Below are 17,396 nucleotides of genomic sequence, written 5' to 3'. Positions count from 1 at the left end.
GGTGATTAGATGATTGATGTAACTGAAAAAAGAGAGTTCCTCGTTTGGTTAATCAACAATATTTCCTTTCGTAGACGGGAAGTTATCTGGATTTTGAACTATTTAATTAATCATGAAACTATTTTGAAAAATGTTCATATTGTCGAAAATGCCAACTACACAAAACGTGGATTAACCATCCGGGATATTACACAAGAAGATGAGCCCATGAGTTTACATGTTCATGGTCAAACTTTTTCGAATAGCGATCAAATTTTTCACGAGATTCGTTTGCATTGGACTCAGCCCTTATATTTAGAATGTGTTTTTCCTGATTCATGGCAAAACGCCCAATACTTATCAGTGCTTGAAGATAATCCAGAAGCTTCCTGGAACGATTCTGTCAGTGAAGAAATCATTCGTGAAGTTGAAGAGCACATTGCTCGGGAAGAAAAAGAAGCGAAGTTGCGATTATTAACCAATCAAATCAATCAAGCATTAGAGAAGGGTGAAAAAGAGGCCTTTTTGGAATTATCTAATGAGATTAATCGTTTAAAGATGTCAATTTGCGAAGATGAAGTAACTAAATAAAAAGAATGGCAGAGGCTATCTGATTAATAAGCCCCTGCCATTCTTTTTAAGGTTTTTTTAGGAAAAATCTCCGACGATGCGGTTTCAAATAAGTAAAACCTTCTCCAGCTACATCATGAACATTGATAATTGAAATAAATGCGTGTTCATCCACAGAATGAATAATTTTTTTCACTTCATTCAGTTCTTGCTGAGAAACAATAATATAGACGATCTTTTTCATTTCAGAAGAAAATCCGCCTTCTCCATGCAGGTAAGTAACACCACGCTCTAAATGCTCCATTAACAAAGCGGCAATCGCTTCGCTTTGATTAGAAATGATCATTACCCCCTTGGCTGCGTATCCTCCGGAAGACAGAACATCCACTACACGGCTAAACACAAAGGACACGATCAAGGTATACATCATTCGTTTCAAATCAAGATAACTTAAGGACATAAGCAAAACGATGGCATCAAAAATAAGCAATGACTTTCCCATTGTAAAGCCATTTTTCTGTTCTAATATTCGGGCGATAACATCAGCACCGCCGGTTGTGCCACCATAACGATAAACAAGTCCACTTCCAAATCCAGCAAATAATCCCGCAAGCAGCGAAACAATAAACAAATCGTGATCAAGGTTAATGGCGAAAGGGATTCTCTGCCAAATCCACAAGAAAACAGATAAGCTGACCGTTCCTAAAATTGTATAGTAAAATGACCGTTTTCCTAAAATTCGTCCACCTATCAAAATCAGAGGAATATTAATAATCAGTGTAGTGTAGGCAGGATCGATGCCAAAAAGTGCGCGAATAATCAAGGTGATCCCGGTAACGCCGCCTTCAGCTAAATGATTGGCAATGTTTAAATAGACCAAACCAAAAGCATAAATAGCTGTCCCGAAAACGATGAAAAAAACTTCCTTTGCACGTGTTATAGTTGTTGTTTTCATAAGCCCCTCCTCTAGCAATTCTCCTCATTCAACATATCATGAAAGACAAATACTTACAACAACTTGATAGGAAACAAAGCCCATTTTTGTTAAGATAGAATGGAGGTGGTTTGATGGAAGAAAAAACATTAGCAGCGATGCAAAAAGAAGTAGACACATACATCCAACAATTTAAAACAGGTTATTTTTCTCCTTTGGCTCAAATGGCTCGTTTAACTGAAGAAGTCGGTGAATTGGCGCGAGAAGTGAACCATTATTATGGCGAGAAGCCAAAAAAAATTGAGGAAGAACCTAAAACTGTTGCCGAAGAGTTAGGTGATGTTTTGTTCGTTACGTTGATTATGGCTAATTCAATGGACATTAATCTAACCAAAATCTTTGACCAAAATATGGAAAAATTCAATCAGCGGGATCGCCTTAGGTTCGAACGTAAAGATGGCAAAGGGGCAAACGAATGAGATTAGATACATTACCAATTGAATTTCAGGGCGCGATGCCGATTTTACGGGAACTTCAAGAATCAGGATTTGAAGCTTATTATGTCGGGGGCAGTGTTCGGGATATTTTACTAAATAAACCCATTCATGACGTGGACATTGCCACTAGTGCGTTTCCAGCTGAGATTAAGCAGCTTTTTCGCCGAACAATCGATGTAGGAATCCAGCATGGAACAGTTATGGTGGTCACAAAAGATACTACCTATGAAGTGACGACTTTTCGAACGGAGTCTACTTATCAAGATTTTCGTCGACCAGATCATGTGGAATTTGTCCGCTCTTTAAAAGAAGATTTGAAACGAAGAGATTTTACTATTAATGCTTTGGCTGTAGGAATTGACGGCGAAGTGATTGATTTATTTGATGGCTTAAGCGATTTGCGGTCTAGAAAACTCCGGGCTGTTGGCAACCCCTATGAACGCTTCCACGAGGATGCCTTGCGGATGATGCGAGGTTTGCGTTTTATTAGTCAATTAGGTTTTAGCTTGGATCCTGAAACCTTTGAAGCAATTCGTGAATATCATTCATTGCTGGCTAAGATTTCTATAGAACGGATAAATGTCGAATTTGTAAAATTACTGATGGGCTCTTCCCGTCAAGCAGGAGTAAAAGCTTTTGTTGAATCCGAATGCTATGTTTACTGTCCTGGTTTGAGCAATTATGGTGAAGCGCTTCTGCGATTTGCAGATTTAATCGGTCCTTCTATCCCTACAGAAAAACAAGCTTGGACACTTTTGATTGCAATGCTGGGCCTGAAGCAAGACCAAATCAAAGTTTTTATGAAGGAATGGAAATGTTCCAATCAATTAATCAAGGATGTCAGTCTAATGGTTCCAGCCTTATCTTTCCGTCTTAACCAAGAATGGGATAACTGGAACTTGTATCAGTTGGGTCGTGAACTTGCCGTATCGGTTGAGCATTTGCTGCTTTACTTTGGCAAGGAACCTAATCAAGCAAAAGTTCGCTTAATGTACCAAAATTTAGCTATTCATAATCTGCAAGAGTTAGTTCTTAAAGGTGATGAGCTGATTCAACAATTCGATTATCCTAAAGGCCCCTGGATTAACAAGGTTTTACGTGCTATGGAACGTGAAGTCATTGAAAAAAATCTAGTGAATGACCAAACAGCTTTACTGAATTTTGCTCAAGCCTTTATGGAGGAGGAAACCCATGGATAAACACATGCTTTCTTACGATGTAACAGAAAATATCACAGCTGAAAAGGTCGGATCAGGCGACCTGCCAGTCCTTTCAACCCCAGCTTTACTAGCTATGATGGAAAACTGTGCCAAGGAACTGCTAAGTACGCAATTGTCTGATCAAGAAACAAGTGTAGGTTCCTCCGTTGAGCTGAAGCATTTAGGCCCATCACCAGTTGGAGCTACCATTAACGTCCAGGCGGTCATTACTGAGCACACCAACAAAAAAGTGACGTTCCAAATTGAAGCCTATGAGAACGCGAAAATGATCGGCCAAGCCCTTCACACGAGGGTAATTGTCGATAATGAGCAATTCATGAGAAAAATGAAGGAAAATCACAATATGTGACCGTTTGCTATAATGTGTGATATGATTAAATTACACTAATTATTGTTAGGAGAATGACTATGGCTAGAGAAATGACTGCATTAAAATTTTACTTCCGCAATGGAGAAACTTGGACGATCGAACGTCGATATATTGGTGATTTGTGGATTAAACAAATTACGACAAGTTTTGGCCGCATCAATGGCAGCGAGTTTGTTGAAATTCATCCGTGTGCCGGCTTCAAAATTGAAATCTATCAAGAAGGCGACCATGTTCAAACAGCTGATATCAACTTAGGTGGTTTGGAAATGGGAATGTTTGATCGTGCGAAAAAATTTGAAGACATCGAACGTATGGAAATCATTTACCGTAGCGGTCACCCAGATTCAGTATACTTCCCTTACAAGGACAAAGATAACGAAGGCTTAGACAATATCTATCAATCAACCAAAGAATCAGAAAAAACAAAAAGTCTATACATCGTAATCGACCCTGAAAAAACTGTCGACGACGTATACGGCGATCGTTTCTAAAATACTCGCAGCCAAACGGAATTCCCCCGTTTGGCTTTTTTTGTTAGTTCTACTTCTCCCAGCAGACAAAATAATAAACTCCAAACTAAAAAATCCACAATATATAAAACCAAGCAATTTACCAGAATGATAGGCAAACAACGATCCAACTCATTTTTCCAATCTATCGAAAAATGAGTTTTTTTAGAAAAATCCCTGACATAAGAAAAACTTAAAAAAGAAAGGTACCTGAAGACTTGCAATATTAATCAGGTACCTGTATAATAAGATTATAAAGAAAGGTACCTTACTAAAAAGGAGAGAATTACCATGGAAAACTTAAGTGAACAATTAATGAAGATGCAACATGAATTACGGCGCTATCACCACAGACAAATGGCTAAGAATCAAACGTTAGGTCCGCATCGAGGCCAAGGCAGAGTATTGGCTCTTTTGAAGATGACGCCGGAAATTTCTCAAAAGGACTTAACCTTTGTTTTGGGCATGCGACCTCAATCTGTTGGCGAGCTTTTGCAAAAGCTGGAAGACAAAGAATGGATTACCCGGGAAGTATCTGAGATCGATCGCAGAGTGATGATTGTCCGTCTAACGGAAGCTGGTCAGGGAGCGGCTGATAAGCTAGATGAAAATCCTGCTTTAGACGAGGAATTATTTGCTCAGTTTAGTGAAGAAGAAAAAGCAGAATTTGCCCGATTAATCGATAAATTATTGGAAGAGTTAAATACCGAAATGGAAGAAGATCCAGAAACCTTTGGCGGCGGTCACGGTTTCGAAGGAGAAGGACATCACCATCATGGTCCGAATTGCGGATATGGTCCAGGACATGGACACGGCCCAGGAAGAGGTCCAGGTCATCATCATTTCCATCCAGAACATTTTACTGGTTTCTGGCAATAAAAAAATGAATGGCTGTAAAGGGATCAGAAGCATTCCTTTGCAGCTCTTTTTTTGTTACAATAGCCAAAGAGAAAAATTGAGGATGATTCGAATGAAAGAATTACGCGTAACCGATTTGTATAAAACTTTTGGTGATAAAACTCTATTTGATCGCATCTCATTTTTAATCCATGAAAAGGATCGAATTGGATTGATTGGGGTCAATGGAACCGGAAAAAGCAGTTTGTTAACGATTTTAGCTGGTTTAGATAGCGGAGATGGCGATGTATCAGCTATTGAGAAAGGCAGCGATTACCGGATCAGCTATTTAGCTCAGGAACAGGATTTCCCTCCTGAGATGACTGTTCTGGACGCGGTTTTCCAAGGCGACAATCCTTTAATGCAAACCGTTCGATCTTATGAGCAGGCACTGATGAATCTGAATGAGGATACATTGGACGCTGGATTGCAGGAGCGTTTTGCAAAAGCTGAAGAAGCCATGAATGAACAGAATGCCTGGAATGCCGACAGTGAAGCCAAGTCTATTTTGAACAAACTGGGCATTGCAACCTTGGACAAGCAGATTAAAGAATTGTCTGGTGGACAAGTTAAGCGAGTGGGCTTAGCTCAGGTATTGATTGATGCTCCCGATTTACTGCTGCTGGATGAACCAACCAACCATTTGGATTACGAAGCGATTCTGTGGCTGGAAAATTATTTGAAGAACTATCAAGGTTCCCTCTTAATGGTGACCCATGACCGTTACTTTTTGGATCGCGTGGTCAATCGGATTTTTGAACTTTCTTTTGGCAAACTTTATGAGTACCAGGGAAATTACGAAGCTTATGTGATAGAGAAGGCAGAAAGAGATCGGGTTGCACAAGAGCAAGAAGGTAAACGAGTGCAACTGTACAAGCAGGAATTAGCCTGGATGCGTGCCGGTGCCAAAGCTCGAACCACCAAGCAGCAGGCCCGGATTCATCGCTTTGAAGATTTAGAGGAAAACCTGCACCAAGTTAAAACCGACGGTCAGGTGGAAATGAATATCGCCACTACTCGGCTAGGAAAAAAAGTTCTGGAGCTGAAGGATGCTTCTTATCAAATTGAAGGCAAACAGCTGCTGGAGCATTTTGACCTGTTAATTCAAGCCCGAGAACGTCTAGGAATCACTGGGAAAAATGGCGCTGGTAAGTCTACTTTGTTAAATATTCTAGCCGGCCGAATTGAAATTGACAGCGGAATTTTAGAAGTAGGCGAGACGGTTCGTTTAGCTTATTACACGCAGCGAAATGAAGAAATGAATCCTGAGCAGCGGATGATTGCTTACTTGCAGGAAGCTGCCGAAGAGGTGAAGCAGCGGGATGGCAGTCAAATTGGTGTAGCCGAATTACTGGAACGGTTCTTATTTCCACGGTTCATGCATGGTACTGTAATCGGCAAACTTTCCGGTGGTGAAAAACGCCGATTGTACTTGCTGAAATTATTGATTCAGCAACCCAATGTTCTACTGCTGGATGAACCCACCAATGATTTAGATATTGCTACTTTAACCGTGCTGGAAGATTATCTGTTGGATTTCCCTGGAGCAGTCATTACTGTTTCTCATGACCGCTACTTTTTAGACAAGGTAGCCGAAAAGCTGCTGATCTTCAACGGCAATGCCAGTATTGAAAGTTATTTTGGTTCCATCATTGATTATTTAGACAAGCAAACTCGGCGGGAAAAAGCGGAAAAGACCGCTAAAGCACCTGCCTCAGTAAAAGAGAAACCCCAGAAAAAGAAATTGTCCTATCATGAAAAAAAAGAATGGGAAACCATAGAAGATACGATTGCCGAGCTTGAACAGCGTATTGATAATCTAACCGAGGATATGAATCATCAAGGCGATGATTTTACCAAACTGCAGGAGCTGCAGCAGGCAATCACAGAGACTGAACAAGAGCTGGAAGACAAAATGACCCGTTGGGAATATTTAAGTGAACTTATGGAGGGACAATAAGATGGAACAAGCATACTTGGATCTTGGAGAAAAATTGTTAACAGAGGGTCATCAAAAAGGCGATCGCACGGGAACTGGAACTAAGAGTCTTTTCGGCTATCAAATGCGCTTTGATTTAAGTGAAGGGTTTCCGTTGTTAACTACGAAACGGGTACCTTTTGGTTTAATTAAAAGTGAATTGCTGTGGTTCATCAAAGGGGATACCAACATTCGCTATCTTTTACAGCACAACAATCATATTTGGGATGAATGGGCCTTTGAACGTTACACCCAGTCTGAAGACTACCGAGGACCAGATATGACTGACTTTGGTCATCGTGCTTTGCAGGATGAAGAATTCAATCAGCAGTATCAAGCAGAAATGAAAGCATTTTGTGAGAAAATTCTAGCGGATAAAGCTTTTGCGGAAAAATATGGAGAATTAGGAAATATTTACGGTTCACAATGGCGTCATTGGGAGACTAGAGACGGTGGTTTTATTGATCAGTTGGGAGATGTCATTCAAATGATCAAAACGAATCCCAATTCACGTCGGTTGATTATTTCAGCATGGAATCCTGAAGATGTTCCGTCAATGGCCTTGCCTCCTTGCCACACGATGTTTCAGTTTTATGTAAATGATGGTAAATTGAGTTGTCAGCTGTATCAGCGCAGTGCGGATGTCTTTTTAGGTGTTCCATTTAATATTGCCAGCTATGCGTTGTTGACTCATTTAATTGCCCATGAGACGAATTTAGAAGTAGGCGATTTTGTCCATACCTTAGGCGATGCTCATTTGTACTCCAACCATGAAAAACAAATGCAGGAACAGCTAAGCCGTACACCAAAGGCTTTTCCAACCTTACGCTTGAATCAAAAGAAGCAATCGGTTTTTGATTTTGAGATGGAAGATATCCAAATTGAAGATTACGAACCAGCACCGGCAATTAAAGCGCCGGTTGCGGTTTAGGAGAAAGCTATGTTAATTGCAATTTGGGCACAAGACAAGAATGGGGTAATTGGTAAAAATGATCACTTACCATGGCGTTTGCCAAATGACTTGCGTTTCTTTAAGGAAAAAACTGTAAACAATACGATTGTTATGGGGCGCAAGACCTTTGAAGGAATGGGTGGTCGGCCGCTTCCTAACCGTCAAACGATTGTTTTAACCCATAATACCGCATATGAGAATAATCAAGTATTGGTAATGCATTCGTTAGAAGAAGTTCTACACTACAGTCAACAAACTGAAATGATTACTTATATTGCTGGTGGGTCAGCAGTGTATCAAGATTTTTTACCTCAATGTGATTTCTTATACCGGACAACCATTGACCACGCTTTTGAAGGGGATGCTTACTTCCCTTCAATCGATTGGAATAACTGGCAGTTAATCAAACAAACCCAAGGTACGGTTGACGAAAAAAATCCTTACCCTCATGTGTTTGAAGTTTATAAGAATAACAAAGACCGGACCTAAAAGGGGTTCGGTTTTTTTCAAGATTCTTTAAAATGTGTGCTTTACCATGATTTATTTTAAGCTCTCTGCTATACTGAGATTAATTTCAAAACGATCTGGAAAGAAGGATAGGAATGTCTAGAGTTAAAATTGTTACAGACTCTTCTTGTACATTTGAAAAAAAATACCAAGAAGAATTAGATATTACAGTCATCCCATTGTCAGTGATGATTGACGATGTGGTGTATCCCGATGATGATAAATTGACGGGCGAGAAATTTATGGATATGATGGCAGCAGCCAATGCATTGCCTAAAACCAGTCAACCGCCAATTGGTTACTTTGCGGAATTATATGATGAGCTGGGAAAAGATGGCAGTCAAATTGTTTCAATCCACATGACCCAAAGCTTAAGTGGTACTGTTGAGGCTGCGCGTCAGGCGACTTTTTTGACCAATAGTGATGTAACGGTGATTGATAGTGGGTTTATTGACCAATCACTTGCCTTTCAGGTTATTCGCGCTGCTGAACTGGCTCAAACTGGAGCCAGCTTAGAAGAAGTGCTGGCAGCTGTTGAACAAGTGAAGGAAAAGAGTCGATTGTTTATCGGCATTTCTTCTTTGGACAACTTAGTTAAGGGTGGACGAGTAAGTCGTGCCACAGGTGTTTTATCTAACATGCTAAATATTCGAGTTGTCATGGAGCTGGAGGACGGGGCTTTAATTCCAGTGGTTAAGGGTCGTGGTAAGAAAACCTTTAGTAAATGGCTTGATACCTTCAAAGAAGAATTGAGCAAGTTTGCTCATGTTAAACGTATCGGGATCTCTCATACAGGTAGAACCGATTTTATTGAAGAAGCAAAAAATACTTTACAAGAAATGTTTCCTGAAATGGAAATTCCGGTTTTGCATACAAATCCAATCGTAGCCACTCATACTGGCAAAGACGCATTTGCGATTATGTACTATACCGAATAGTAAAAAAGCCTCTATCCATAGAGGCCTTTTTTATCGATAAAGAAAGGTCACTTGATTAGCCTGCTTTGGTAAGGTTAATGCTATAAGGTTTCCAAACTGATTGAGTTTGCGAAGCCTTTCTTAATTCAATGAGGAGGCGAAACATTGAAAAAATATGTCACACCACTGATTCCAATAGTGACTGCTGTACTAACCTTCGTCTGCTTGTCTTTTTTATTACCTAAGGCTGGATCACTGATAAAAGCAGAAACACGCAGTGACAATGATAACTATAAACAAACGGTTCATTTTGTGGCTTTAGGGGATTCACTGACACAAGGCGTAGGCGATGAAACCAATCGTGGTGGTTTCGTTCCGTTAGTCGCAGACAGCTTAAAAAATCAATACAATCTTTCAACGGTTCAGACTGAAAATTTTGGGATTTCCGGCGAGCGAAGCGATCAGATTCTTAAACGACTTAATAAAGATGAAGAGCTGCGACGTAGTCTGGAAAGTGCTGATATGATAACATTGACGGTTGGCGGTAATGACCTATTACAGGCATTCCAAAAAAATATTACCGCAACCTCGGCTAAAAAATTCAATCAGTCGATTAAAAAGTATCAAAAAAATGTTGAAAAAATTCTGATTGAAACTCGAAAGTTGAATAAAAACGCACCAATCTATATTCTAGGAATATACAATCCTTACTATTTAAACTTTTCTGATATCAAAGAAATGCAAACTGTTGTAGATAACTGGAATGAAGCAACTAAAGACTTAACGGAAGAAACTAGAAATAGCTTTTTTGTGCCGGTAAATGATCTGCTTTACAAAGGGTTACCTGAAGGCAGCACGAAGAACAGTGCAACTATGAATTCGACAGCTGATTCTTCAAATGAATCCTCAACTGAGCAGACTACCGAAGGAGCAACTGTTAAGAACAATGTATTATACGATGGAGACAATTTCCATCCTAACAATCTTGGTTATCAAATAATGGCAAATGCTGTAAAAGAAGAAATGATTAAAACCAATGAATTATGGCTGTTGAAGGAGCGTAAGTAAATGAGGAAAAAAATAAACGGATGGAAGATTGCCTTTTTAGTGTTAGTCGGTATTTTAATAGGTAGCGGAATTTTCTTGACTACCCGAATCTTTTCTACTCGTGAGACCAACTTGCCGCCAAGCAGCGCTACAACGGTTCCAGAAGGCTCACCAGTATTAACCATGAACATGGACAAAAAGAAATTAAACACTGTAATGGATTATTTTTTAACTGATTTTCAAAAGGATTCAGATGTTAAGTATGAATTCTATTTAGAAAACCAAGCCCTGCTTAATGGGCAATTCAATTTTCTAGGTGCAAAAATAAACTTTTATCTTTATTTCGATCCCTATGTTATGGACAATGGAAATGTACAGTTGAAGGCAAGAGATCTTTCTATAGGGACCTTGAATTTGCCGATAAGTGAAGTGATGTCGATGATTACTCGCAGTTACAAGTTCCCGGATTGGGTGGAAGTGTCAGCGAAGGATCAAACTATTGAATTAAAATTAGATCAATTCAAAATGAAAAATGGCATGTTCATAAAAGCCGATCATATCGATTTGGTAGGCGACGACATTCAGTTTAGCTTATATTTACCAAAAGAAAAGTAACGCACTAACTTTGTTGACTCAGTATTTATTAAGAATGATGGAGTGACCTATGAGAAGAAGTTTTTATCATTATATCCTGACAGAGCGTGGGAACAATCTGAAGGATCCTAAGCAAGCCTTTGCAGCGGCTGTCAGTAAGGATATTATGTTTCCCAAACAATCGGAAGATTATCATGAAGTTGCCGATTACTTGGAATTGAATACCAACTACATTGATTCAATGGATTTGTTTGATCAGCTTTGGGAGTATTATCTCGAAAATAATCAATAAATTAACGGGAAAAGTCTGAGAGGGCTTTTCCTTTTTTTTTACTCGTGCTATGATGAAAATAAGTGAAAGGGTGTTGTGTTTTGCAGAAAAAAACAGTTTCTTTATCCTTCTATCTAGTTTCCTTATTTTGTACCATTGTACTCACAGCGGTAGTTGTTTTTTTCTTAGAAAAAACACAGTTTACCCATCAGGAATCGGTCATCAAAGTTACGCGCAGTGAATTAGATGAGGTTCAAGATCTTTATGATTTGATTAGTACAAATTATGTGGGAAAAGTAGATAAAGAAAACCTGATTAAAGGAGCCTTGTCGGGTATGACGGAATCCTTGAATGATCCGTATTCGGAATTTCTATCTGCTAAAGAAACTAAGAAGTTGGATGAAGCAGTTTCGGGAAGCTTTGAGGGAATTGGTGCTAATTTGCAGTTGAAAGATCGCTTGCCAACAATTGATCAGGTGCCAATCAAAGATTCACCAGCAGAAAAGGCTGGACTTAAATCGGGAGATATCATTTTAGAAATTGATGGGGTATCTACCCAAGGACAATCGCTGGATGAGACTGCAAGTTCAATTCGCGGCAAAAAAGGGACCGAGGTTCATTTAATGATTCAGCGAGGAACTGAGAAGTTCAGTGTCAGTATCAAACGGGGCGTTATTCCCAACGAGACCGTTCAAGGGCAAATGGACCAAGAAAATTCTGAAATTGGAGTTGTTCAATTAACGAACTTTCGTGAAACAACCGCACTCGAATTTCGAGATACTATTGAAGAATTACGCAAGGCCGGAGCAACTTCTTTTGTAATCGATATACGGCAAAACTCTGGCAGTCTGTTAACGGAAGCTGAACGTGTTGCTAGTTATTTTTTGGCAGATGGCGACACGATTGTTCAATTTGCGGACGAAAAGGAAACTGTCGGTGTAGAAAAGGCCGATAAGAAAATCGATTCCGGTTTTAAAATCAAAGAACCTGTGGTTTTTCTTGTGGACCAGGAAACGGCTGCTGGGGGAGAATTATTGACTGCTGCTATTAAAAGTAAAGATATTCCGGTTATTGGTACTCGAACTTTTGGTAAAGGAACCGTTCAAAATGTACAGCCTATTGGTGAGGAGAGCTATGTTCAGCTGACTATTTTAAAATGGTTAACACCAGAGGGGGACTGGATTAATGAAAAAGGAATTGAACCAACGATTGAGGTTGGAAAGCCTGGTTATGCTAGCTTGCCACCGTTGTCTCGCCAATCAAATTGGCGTATAGGCGATCAGGGAGAAGTTATTACTAATTTGAATGCGATGCTAAATGCTTTGGATTTTGAGACAGAAGGCGATCAATTTGATGAGAATACCCGTCAAGCCGTCATTCAAATTCAAACTGACAATAACTTACCTGCAACTGGTGCGGTGGATGTTCAAACTTCTCAGGTCATTCAAGAAAAGTTGTTTGAACTAGTTAAAGCCAACGATACTGCGTATAAACGAGCAATAGAAGTTTTATCTTAACAGCAGAGTTTTCTCTGTTGTTTTTTATTGGTAAAGTGAGGGGGTAATCCCCTATAATGGAACAAGAGGGGGAAGAGCAGGATGAAAAAAAGGCAAGACCAGCTTTGGTTAGCAATAAAGTATTTTTTGATTGCGCTCTTTCTTGGCGTAATTATTCGTGGATTCTTACTTATTCCGGTTCCCGTAACTGGGAATTCAATGAATCAAACCTTGAAACAAGGGGATATGATTGTGATGGAAAAATTTACAAAGGTCCAGAGATTTGATGTTATCGTATTTAAGAAACAAGATGGAACTACTTATATTAAGCGAGTAATTGGTCTGCCAGGCGATGCCATTCGCTATGAACAGGATCAGCTTTATGTGAATGATGAACAGGTTTCTGAAACTTTTTTAACGAATAATCAAACCCATGATCACGAAAATACTCCTTACACAACCAATTTCAATTTATATGATCTGATTGGTTTAGATCAGCTTCCGAAAAATGAATATTTCGTATTAGGAGATAATCGACGCATCTCAAAAGACAGTCGCTCCTTTGGTACTGTTGATAGCCGTGAAATTATGGGGAAAGCTAGATTGGTTTATTACCCCATAAGTGATTTGAAACTGATCCATTAATTACTTTCGCGGAAGAAAATCATTTAGGAATTTTTTTAAAGAATAAAACGATGATAAAATAATGATCGTTCTTTAATTATCTTTCGTCTCAAAAAAATCAAATTTTATGGTTCGGTGAAAAAAATTGTAGTTTTTTGTTTTCTCTTTCAAGGCTGATACAAAGCGTTATCGGTAATAGCATATTGTTATTTCAAAGACCTTTTAAGAAAAGGTCTTTTTTTATTTATTAAAATATATCTTCTTTGCAAAAATTTAATGGTTGAATTAATGGACAAAAAACATTTTTTTTAGTAAAAATATTGAATAGATATTTTATTAACAAATTTTGTCAGTTACTAGATTCAATTGTTAGTTTCAAACGCGATAATCAGAAATGTTCAGGTGGGGAAGGGTTATCGTGTAGATGCAAAAGTCCTGATACAACGACGCAAATTAATATAGAAAGTAGTGAAAATAATGCAACAAATTTTATTGTTAACCAAAAACGTATTATCCGAGGAAAGACTACAAAGAAACTTACAGGTGTTAAATTATGAGGTTTTTGGCACCTCTAGCTTTTTAGAATTAAATAGATACAGCCAAATTAATGAACAGTTTTTAGAGTACTTCCAATTTGTCATTTTAAGTAAAACAGTTTCTAATGAGGAAATATATGAGATTTTACCAACACTTAAACGTCACAAACTAACAATTATTAGAGTCTTCGAAGCAGAACCAACTGAAAAAGGAAAAGCTTTCCTTGAAGATGCAGGGATTAAACATTGGATAATTGAAGACAGTCCTTCAGAGTTATTGAGAGAAAAAATGCAACAAGCTTTGCTTTCTGATACTTATCCAACAACCCAAGGGAATAATGAGCCTGACAACGGTGTACCTTTCAATCGTCAGAAAGTTGAAATTAAACTGGCGAATGTCATTAAGCATTTGTCAAAACAAGAAACAGAGTTTTTCAAAATTATCTTTTCTGCTATGTCCCAACCTGTTACAAGAGAAGAATTGTGCGAACGCCTATGGGGGGATAAAACAACAAACTCACATTTGAGTACCTTGTCTAGCCTATCTAAAAGGATCGAACAAAAATTTAACAAGAATGGTTTTCCAGGTTCGATCGTTAAAACACAATGGGGAGACGGATACACTCTTTCTAATGAGTTTTCTGATCAAGTTGCAGCAATTCGCCGGTCTCCGGAAATTGTTACCCACTTGTTTAATGCAGCTTAATAACTTTATTTGTAGGAAGAAGGTTCTCGTCATGAGGCCTTCTTTTTCCTTTATAATGGCGAGAACACGGTAGTGAACTAAAAAAAGATGCATTGATCAAAAGATTATCACTTAAATCTTTCAGTGATATGGTAGAATATCTGAGGAAGAATCTGCCGATTGACTAATTAATATTAAAAGGAGGAAGAAGGTTCTATGACAATTCAATGGTTTCCTGGCCATATGGCAAAGGCCAGAAGAGAAGTATCTGAGAAGCTGAAATTTGTCGATATTGTTTTTGAGTTGGTTGATGCTCGTTTGCCGCACTCTTCCCGCAATCCAATGCTGGATCAAATAGTGCAGCAAAAACCGCGACTAATTTTACTAAATAAAGCTGATTTGGCTGATCCAAATCAAACAACTCGCTGGATGGAATGGTTTAAAGGGCAAGGATATGAAGTGCTGTCCCTAAATGCCAAAGATGATAAAAGCGTTAAGCAAATTGTGCCTGCTGCTAAAAAAGTTTTAGCTGATAAATTGTCTCGTGATAAAGAGCGGGGAATCAAGCCGCGAGCAATTCGTGCTATGGTATTAGGGATTCCCAATGTAGGGAAATCAACGCTGTTGAATCACTTAGCAGGGAAGAAAATTGCTAGTACTGGCAATAAACCAGGAGTAACCAAAGGTCAGCAATGGCTGCGTTTTGGATCACAATTAGAACTGTTGGATACGCCTGGGATTTTATGGCCGAAGTTTGAAGACCCCGAGGTGGGTAAACGCCTAGCTCTAACAGGTGCGATAAAAGATGATCTATTGCATTTAGACGACTTGGCAATTGATGAGTTGGGCTTTTTGCGCCGTTTCTATCCAGAACAACTGAAAGAACGTTACAAGCTCTCTGATGAGGAGATGTTTGAGGAATTGCCTGAGCTGTTAATGCTGATTGCTCATAAGAGGGGATTCAAGGATGATTATGAACGGGCTAGTGAAATGATGATTATTGAGTTGCGGCAAGGCCGGTTAGGTCGCTACACGCTAGATCGGTTTGAGGAGTACACAGAATAATGGAAAAAATGTCAATTCAGGCAGTCAAAGAACTGCTAAAGGAAATTACCGATGAGCAAGATGTGCGCTTGCTTCCTTTAAAATCAGATGAACGTAAAGGTGTTAAACTAGCGCTTAAACAATGGCAAAAGCAACAGGAAAAAGCAGCGGCACTAGTCGCTCGCTATCATGAAATGTCTGTTTTTGAGAACGAAAAGAAAGCAATGGGTTTTCAAGCGATCGCTGGAATTGATGAAGTGGGTCGCGGTCCTTTAGCTGGTCCGGTGGTGGCGGCAGCAGTTATTCTAAATGACGATCATCAAATCATTGGCTTAAACGATTCTAAGCAGCTTTCGGCAAGTAAACGTGAAGAACTGGTAAAAGAAATAAAAAAACATGCTAAAGCAATTGGGATTGGCGAAGCAAGTGCTGAAGAAATTGATCAATTGAACATTTATCAGGCTACTAAAGTCGCGATGCAGCGAGCATTAGATCAGTTGCCGCTTAAACCAGATTGTTTATTAATTGATGCGATGGTATTAGATAACGGCCTTCCTCAAGAAAAAATAATTAAGGGGGATGCTCGTTCTGTATCCATCGCAGCTGCTAGTATTATTGCAAAGGTCTATCGTGACAAGCTTATGGCAGATTACGGCAGCGAACATCCAGCCTATGGTTTTGAACAAAATGCTGGATATGGTACCAAGCAGCATTTAATGGCGATTGATAAATTTGGTGTTTTATCACTCCACCGAAAAACTTTTGCTCCAATTCGTAAAAAATAAAATGTAAATCTCTCTTTTTTGCTTATCTTAGTAGTAGGCAGTAAGAAAAGAGGGATTTTTTTGGAGAAAACTATTTTTTTGTTACATTTAAGTGTCACTAGAGGCATTGGTCCAGTCACTAAACAAAAAATTTATCAGTATGCTAAAAAGTTGGATTGTTGGCAGTTCTCATCAGCTGAACTGTTTCCGTTTACTAGGGGAAAAGGATTAGGCGACTGGGAGAATTGGACTAAAGAACGTTTGATTGAACTGAAGGAACACCATAGTTTGATCACTATAGAGGATGAGAGGTACCCGTCGCAGCTAAGACTAATACCGGTGCCGCCATTAGTTTTATTTTACAAGGGTAATTTAAAGTTGCTGGAAAGAGAGGGGCTGTCGGTTGTAGGTGCCCGAACCGCGTCGGATTATGGCTATGGGGTTCTTCGCCGTTTTATGCCAGAGTTGATGAAGCGTCAATTTGTTATCGTCAGTGGTTTGGCTAAGGGAATTGATTCCTTCGCTCATCAATTTGCTATTTCAAATCAAGGAAAAACCATAGGAGTGATTGGCACCGGATTGGATATCTGCTATCCTAAAGAAAGTGGTAATTTACAAATTGAGATGGCTAGAAATCATTTAGTGCTGAGCGAATATCCGGATGGAACTCGACCGGCCAAATTCCACTTCCCCATGCGTAACCGAATTATTGCGGGACTGGGTCAGGGTGTGTTGGTAATTGAAGCCAAGCAGAAGAGTGGGTCCTTGATTACCTCTCAGCAGGCTTTGGATTATGGGAAAGAAGTATTTGCAGTACCAGGAAGTGTATTGGATGGACGTTCTGCCGGGTGTCACCAATTGATTCAAGATGGCGCAGTTTGTGTTGAAAAAGTCCAGGACATTCTTGATTCCTTACAATTATTGAAAAAAATTTATTAGTCGGCACTTGACAAATAAAAATCGAATCGCTATGATAGGCTACGATTTGCCAGTAATTTACCTGTA

20 protein-coding genes are annotated in these 17,396 nt (G+C 39.2%); 19 read left to right on the top strand and 1 reads right to left on the bottom strand.

What is annotated here, in order from left to right:
* Nucleotides 1-9 precede the first annotated feature (9 nt).
* The gene (locus tag IGI46_RS14985) at nt 10-570 is read left to right on the top strand and encodes a YpiB family protein (RefSeq protein ID WP_207703247.1); all 561 of its coding nucleotides are present in this window, start codon (nt 10-12) and stop codon (nt 568-570) included.
* A 46-nt stretch (nt 571-616) separates the two neighbouring features.
* On the opposite strand, the gene IGI46_RS14980 is transcribed toward IGI46_RS14985, so the two are convergent.
* A complete protein-coding gene (locus tag IGI46_RS14980; RefSeq protein WP_429963847.1) occupies nt 617-1,504 on the bottom strand; it encodes a YitT family protein in 888 nt (295 codons plus the stop codon).
* A 113-nt stretch (nt 1,505-1,617) separates the two neighbouring features.
* Between IGI46_RS14980 and IGI46_RS14975 the strand changes: the two genes are divergently transcribed.
* The 18 genes from IGI46_RS14975 to dprA all read left to right on the top strand — a co-directional run bounded on the left by IGI46_RS14975 (nt 1,618) and on the right by dprA (nt 17,330).
* Nucleotides 1,618-1,962 carry a nucleotide pyrophosphohydrolase gene (locus IGI46_RS14975; RefSeq protein WP_429973749.1) on the top strand — a complete coding sequence of 115 codons (345 nt, stop codon included), beginning with the start codon at nt 1,618-1,620 and terminating at the stop codon, nt 1,960-1,962.
* Nucleotides 1,959-3,179, top strand: coding sequence for a CCA tRNA nucleotidyltransferase (locus IGI46_RS14970; RefSeq protein WP_429963846.1), 1,221 nt, complete (start codon nt 1,959-1,961; stop codon nt 3,177-3,179). The genes IGI46_RS14975 and IGI46_RS14970 overlap by 4 nt, the downstream gene beginning before the upstream one ends.
* Nucleotides 3,172-3,549, top strand: coding sequence for a thioesterase family protein (locus IGI46_RS14965; protein ID WP_429963845.1), 378 nt, complete (start codon nt 3,172-3,174; stop codon nt 3,547-3,549). The genes IGI46_RS14970 and IGI46_RS14965 overlap by 8 nt, the downstream gene beginning before the upstream one ends.
* 59 nt (nt 3,550-3,608) lie before the next feature.
* Complete coding sequence (locus IGI46_RS14960; protein ID WP_207703242.1) at nt 3,609-4,061, top strand: hypothetical protein; 453 nt, start codon at nt 3,609-3,611, stop codon at nt 4,059-4,061.
* Between the two features lie 309 nt (nt 4,062-4,370).
* Entirely contained in the window at nt 4,371-4,958 is a 588-nt protein-coding gene (locus tag IGI46_RS14955) for a MarR family winged helix-turn-helix transcriptional regulator (RefSeq protein WP_429973748.1), read from the top strand.
* A 91-nt stretch (nt 4,959-5,049) separates the two neighbouring features.
* Complete coding sequence (locus tag IGI46_RS14950) at nt 5,050-6,936, top strand: ABC-F family ATP-binding cassette domain-containing protein (protein ID WP_429973747.1); 1,887 nt, start codon at nt 5,050-5,052, stop codon at nt 6,934-6,936.
* A 1-nt stretch (nt 6,937) separates the two neighbouring features.
* Nucleotides 6,938-7,885: a thymidylate synthase gene (locus tag IGI46_RS14945; RefSeq protein WP_429963842.1), complete on the top strand. Its 948-nt coding sequence runs from the start codon at nt 6,938-6,940 to the stop codon at nt 7,883-7,885.
* Between the two features lie 9 nt (nt 7,886-7,894).
* A complete protein-coding gene (locus IGI46_RS14940) occupies nt 7,895-8,395 on the top strand; it encodes a dihydrofolate reductase (protein ID WP_429973746.1) in 501 nt (166 codons plus the stop codon).
* A gap of 113 nt (nt 8,396-8,508) precedes the next feature.
* Nucleotides 8,509-9,351 carry a DegV family protein gene (locus IGI46_RS14935; protein ID WP_207705165.1) on the top strand — a complete coding sequence of 281 codons (843 nt, stop codon included), beginning with the start codon at nt 8,509-8,511 and terminating at the stop codon, nt 9,349-9,351.
* 144 nt (nt 9,352-9,495) lie between these two features.
* Nucleotides 9,496-10,398 (top strand): SGNH/GDSL hydrolase family protein, encoded by a 903-nt coding sequence (locus IGI46_RS14930; protein WP_429963840.1) that lies wholly within the window; start codon nt 9,496-9,498, stop codon nt 10,396-10,398.
* The gene (locus IGI46_RS14925; protein ID WP_429963839.1) at nt 10,399-10,992 is read left to right on the top strand and encodes a YpmS family protein; all 594 of its coding nucleotides are present in this window, start codon (nt 10,399-10,401) and stop codon (nt 10,990-10,992) included.
* A 49-nt stretch (nt 10,993-11,041) separates the two neighbouring features.
* Nucleotides 11,042-11,263, top strand: a complete 222-nt coding sequence (locus IGI46_RS14920) for a YozE family protein (RefSeq protein ID WP_207705162.1) — start codon at nt 11,042-11,044, stop codon at nt 11,261-11,263.
* Nucleotides 11,264-11,343: 80 nt separating this feature from the next.
* Nucleotides 11,344-12,759, top strand: a complete 1,416-nt coding sequence (locus IGI46_RS14915; RefSeq protein ID WP_429963838.1) for a S41 family peptidase — start codon at nt 11,344-11,346, stop codon at nt 12,757-12,759.
* An 81-nt stretch (nt 12,760-12,840) separates the two neighbouring features.
* Nucleotides 12,841-13,383: a signal peptidase I gene (lepB, locus tag IGI46_RS14910; RefSeq protein WP_429963837.1), complete on the top strand. Its 543-nt coding sequence runs from the start codon at nt 12,841-12,843 to the stop codon at nt 13,381-13,383.
* Nucleotides 13,384-13,839: 456 nt separating this feature from the next.
* Nucleotides 13,840-14,604, top strand: a complete 765-nt coding sequence (locus IGI46_RS14905) for a helix-turn-helix domain-containing protein (protein ID WP_429963836.1) — start codon at nt 13,840-13,842, stop codon at nt 14,602-14,604.
* 195 nt (nt 14,605-14,799) lie between these two features.
* Complete coding sequence (gene ylqF / locus IGI46_RS14900) at nt 14,800-15,648, top strand: ribosome biogenesis GTPase YlqF (RefSeq protein WP_429963835.1); 849 nt, start codon at nt 14,800-14,802, stop codon at nt 15,646-15,648.
* Entirely contained in the window at nt 15,648-16,412 is a 765-nt protein-coding gene (locus tag IGI46_RS14895) for a ribonuclease HII (protein ID WP_429963834.1), read from the top strand. Before ylqF ends, IGI46_RS14895 begins: the two co-directional genes overlap by 1 nt.
* 60 nt (nt 16,413-16,472) lie before the next feature.
* A complete protein-coding gene (gene dprA, locus IGI46_RS14890; protein ID WP_429973745.1) occupies nt 16,473-17,330 on the top strand; it encodes a DNA-processing protein DprA in 858 nt (285 codons plus the stop codon).
* Nucleotides 17,331-17,396 lie beyond the last annotated feature (66 nt).

Origin of the sequence: Enterococcus sp. AZ163, assembly GCF_050498925.1 — a bacterium.
GTDB lineage: Bacteria > Bacillota > Bacilli > Lactobacillales > Enterococcaceae > Enterococcus_A > Enterococcus_A ferrettii.
This window is presented reverse-complemented; position numbering and strand designations above follow the sequence as displayed.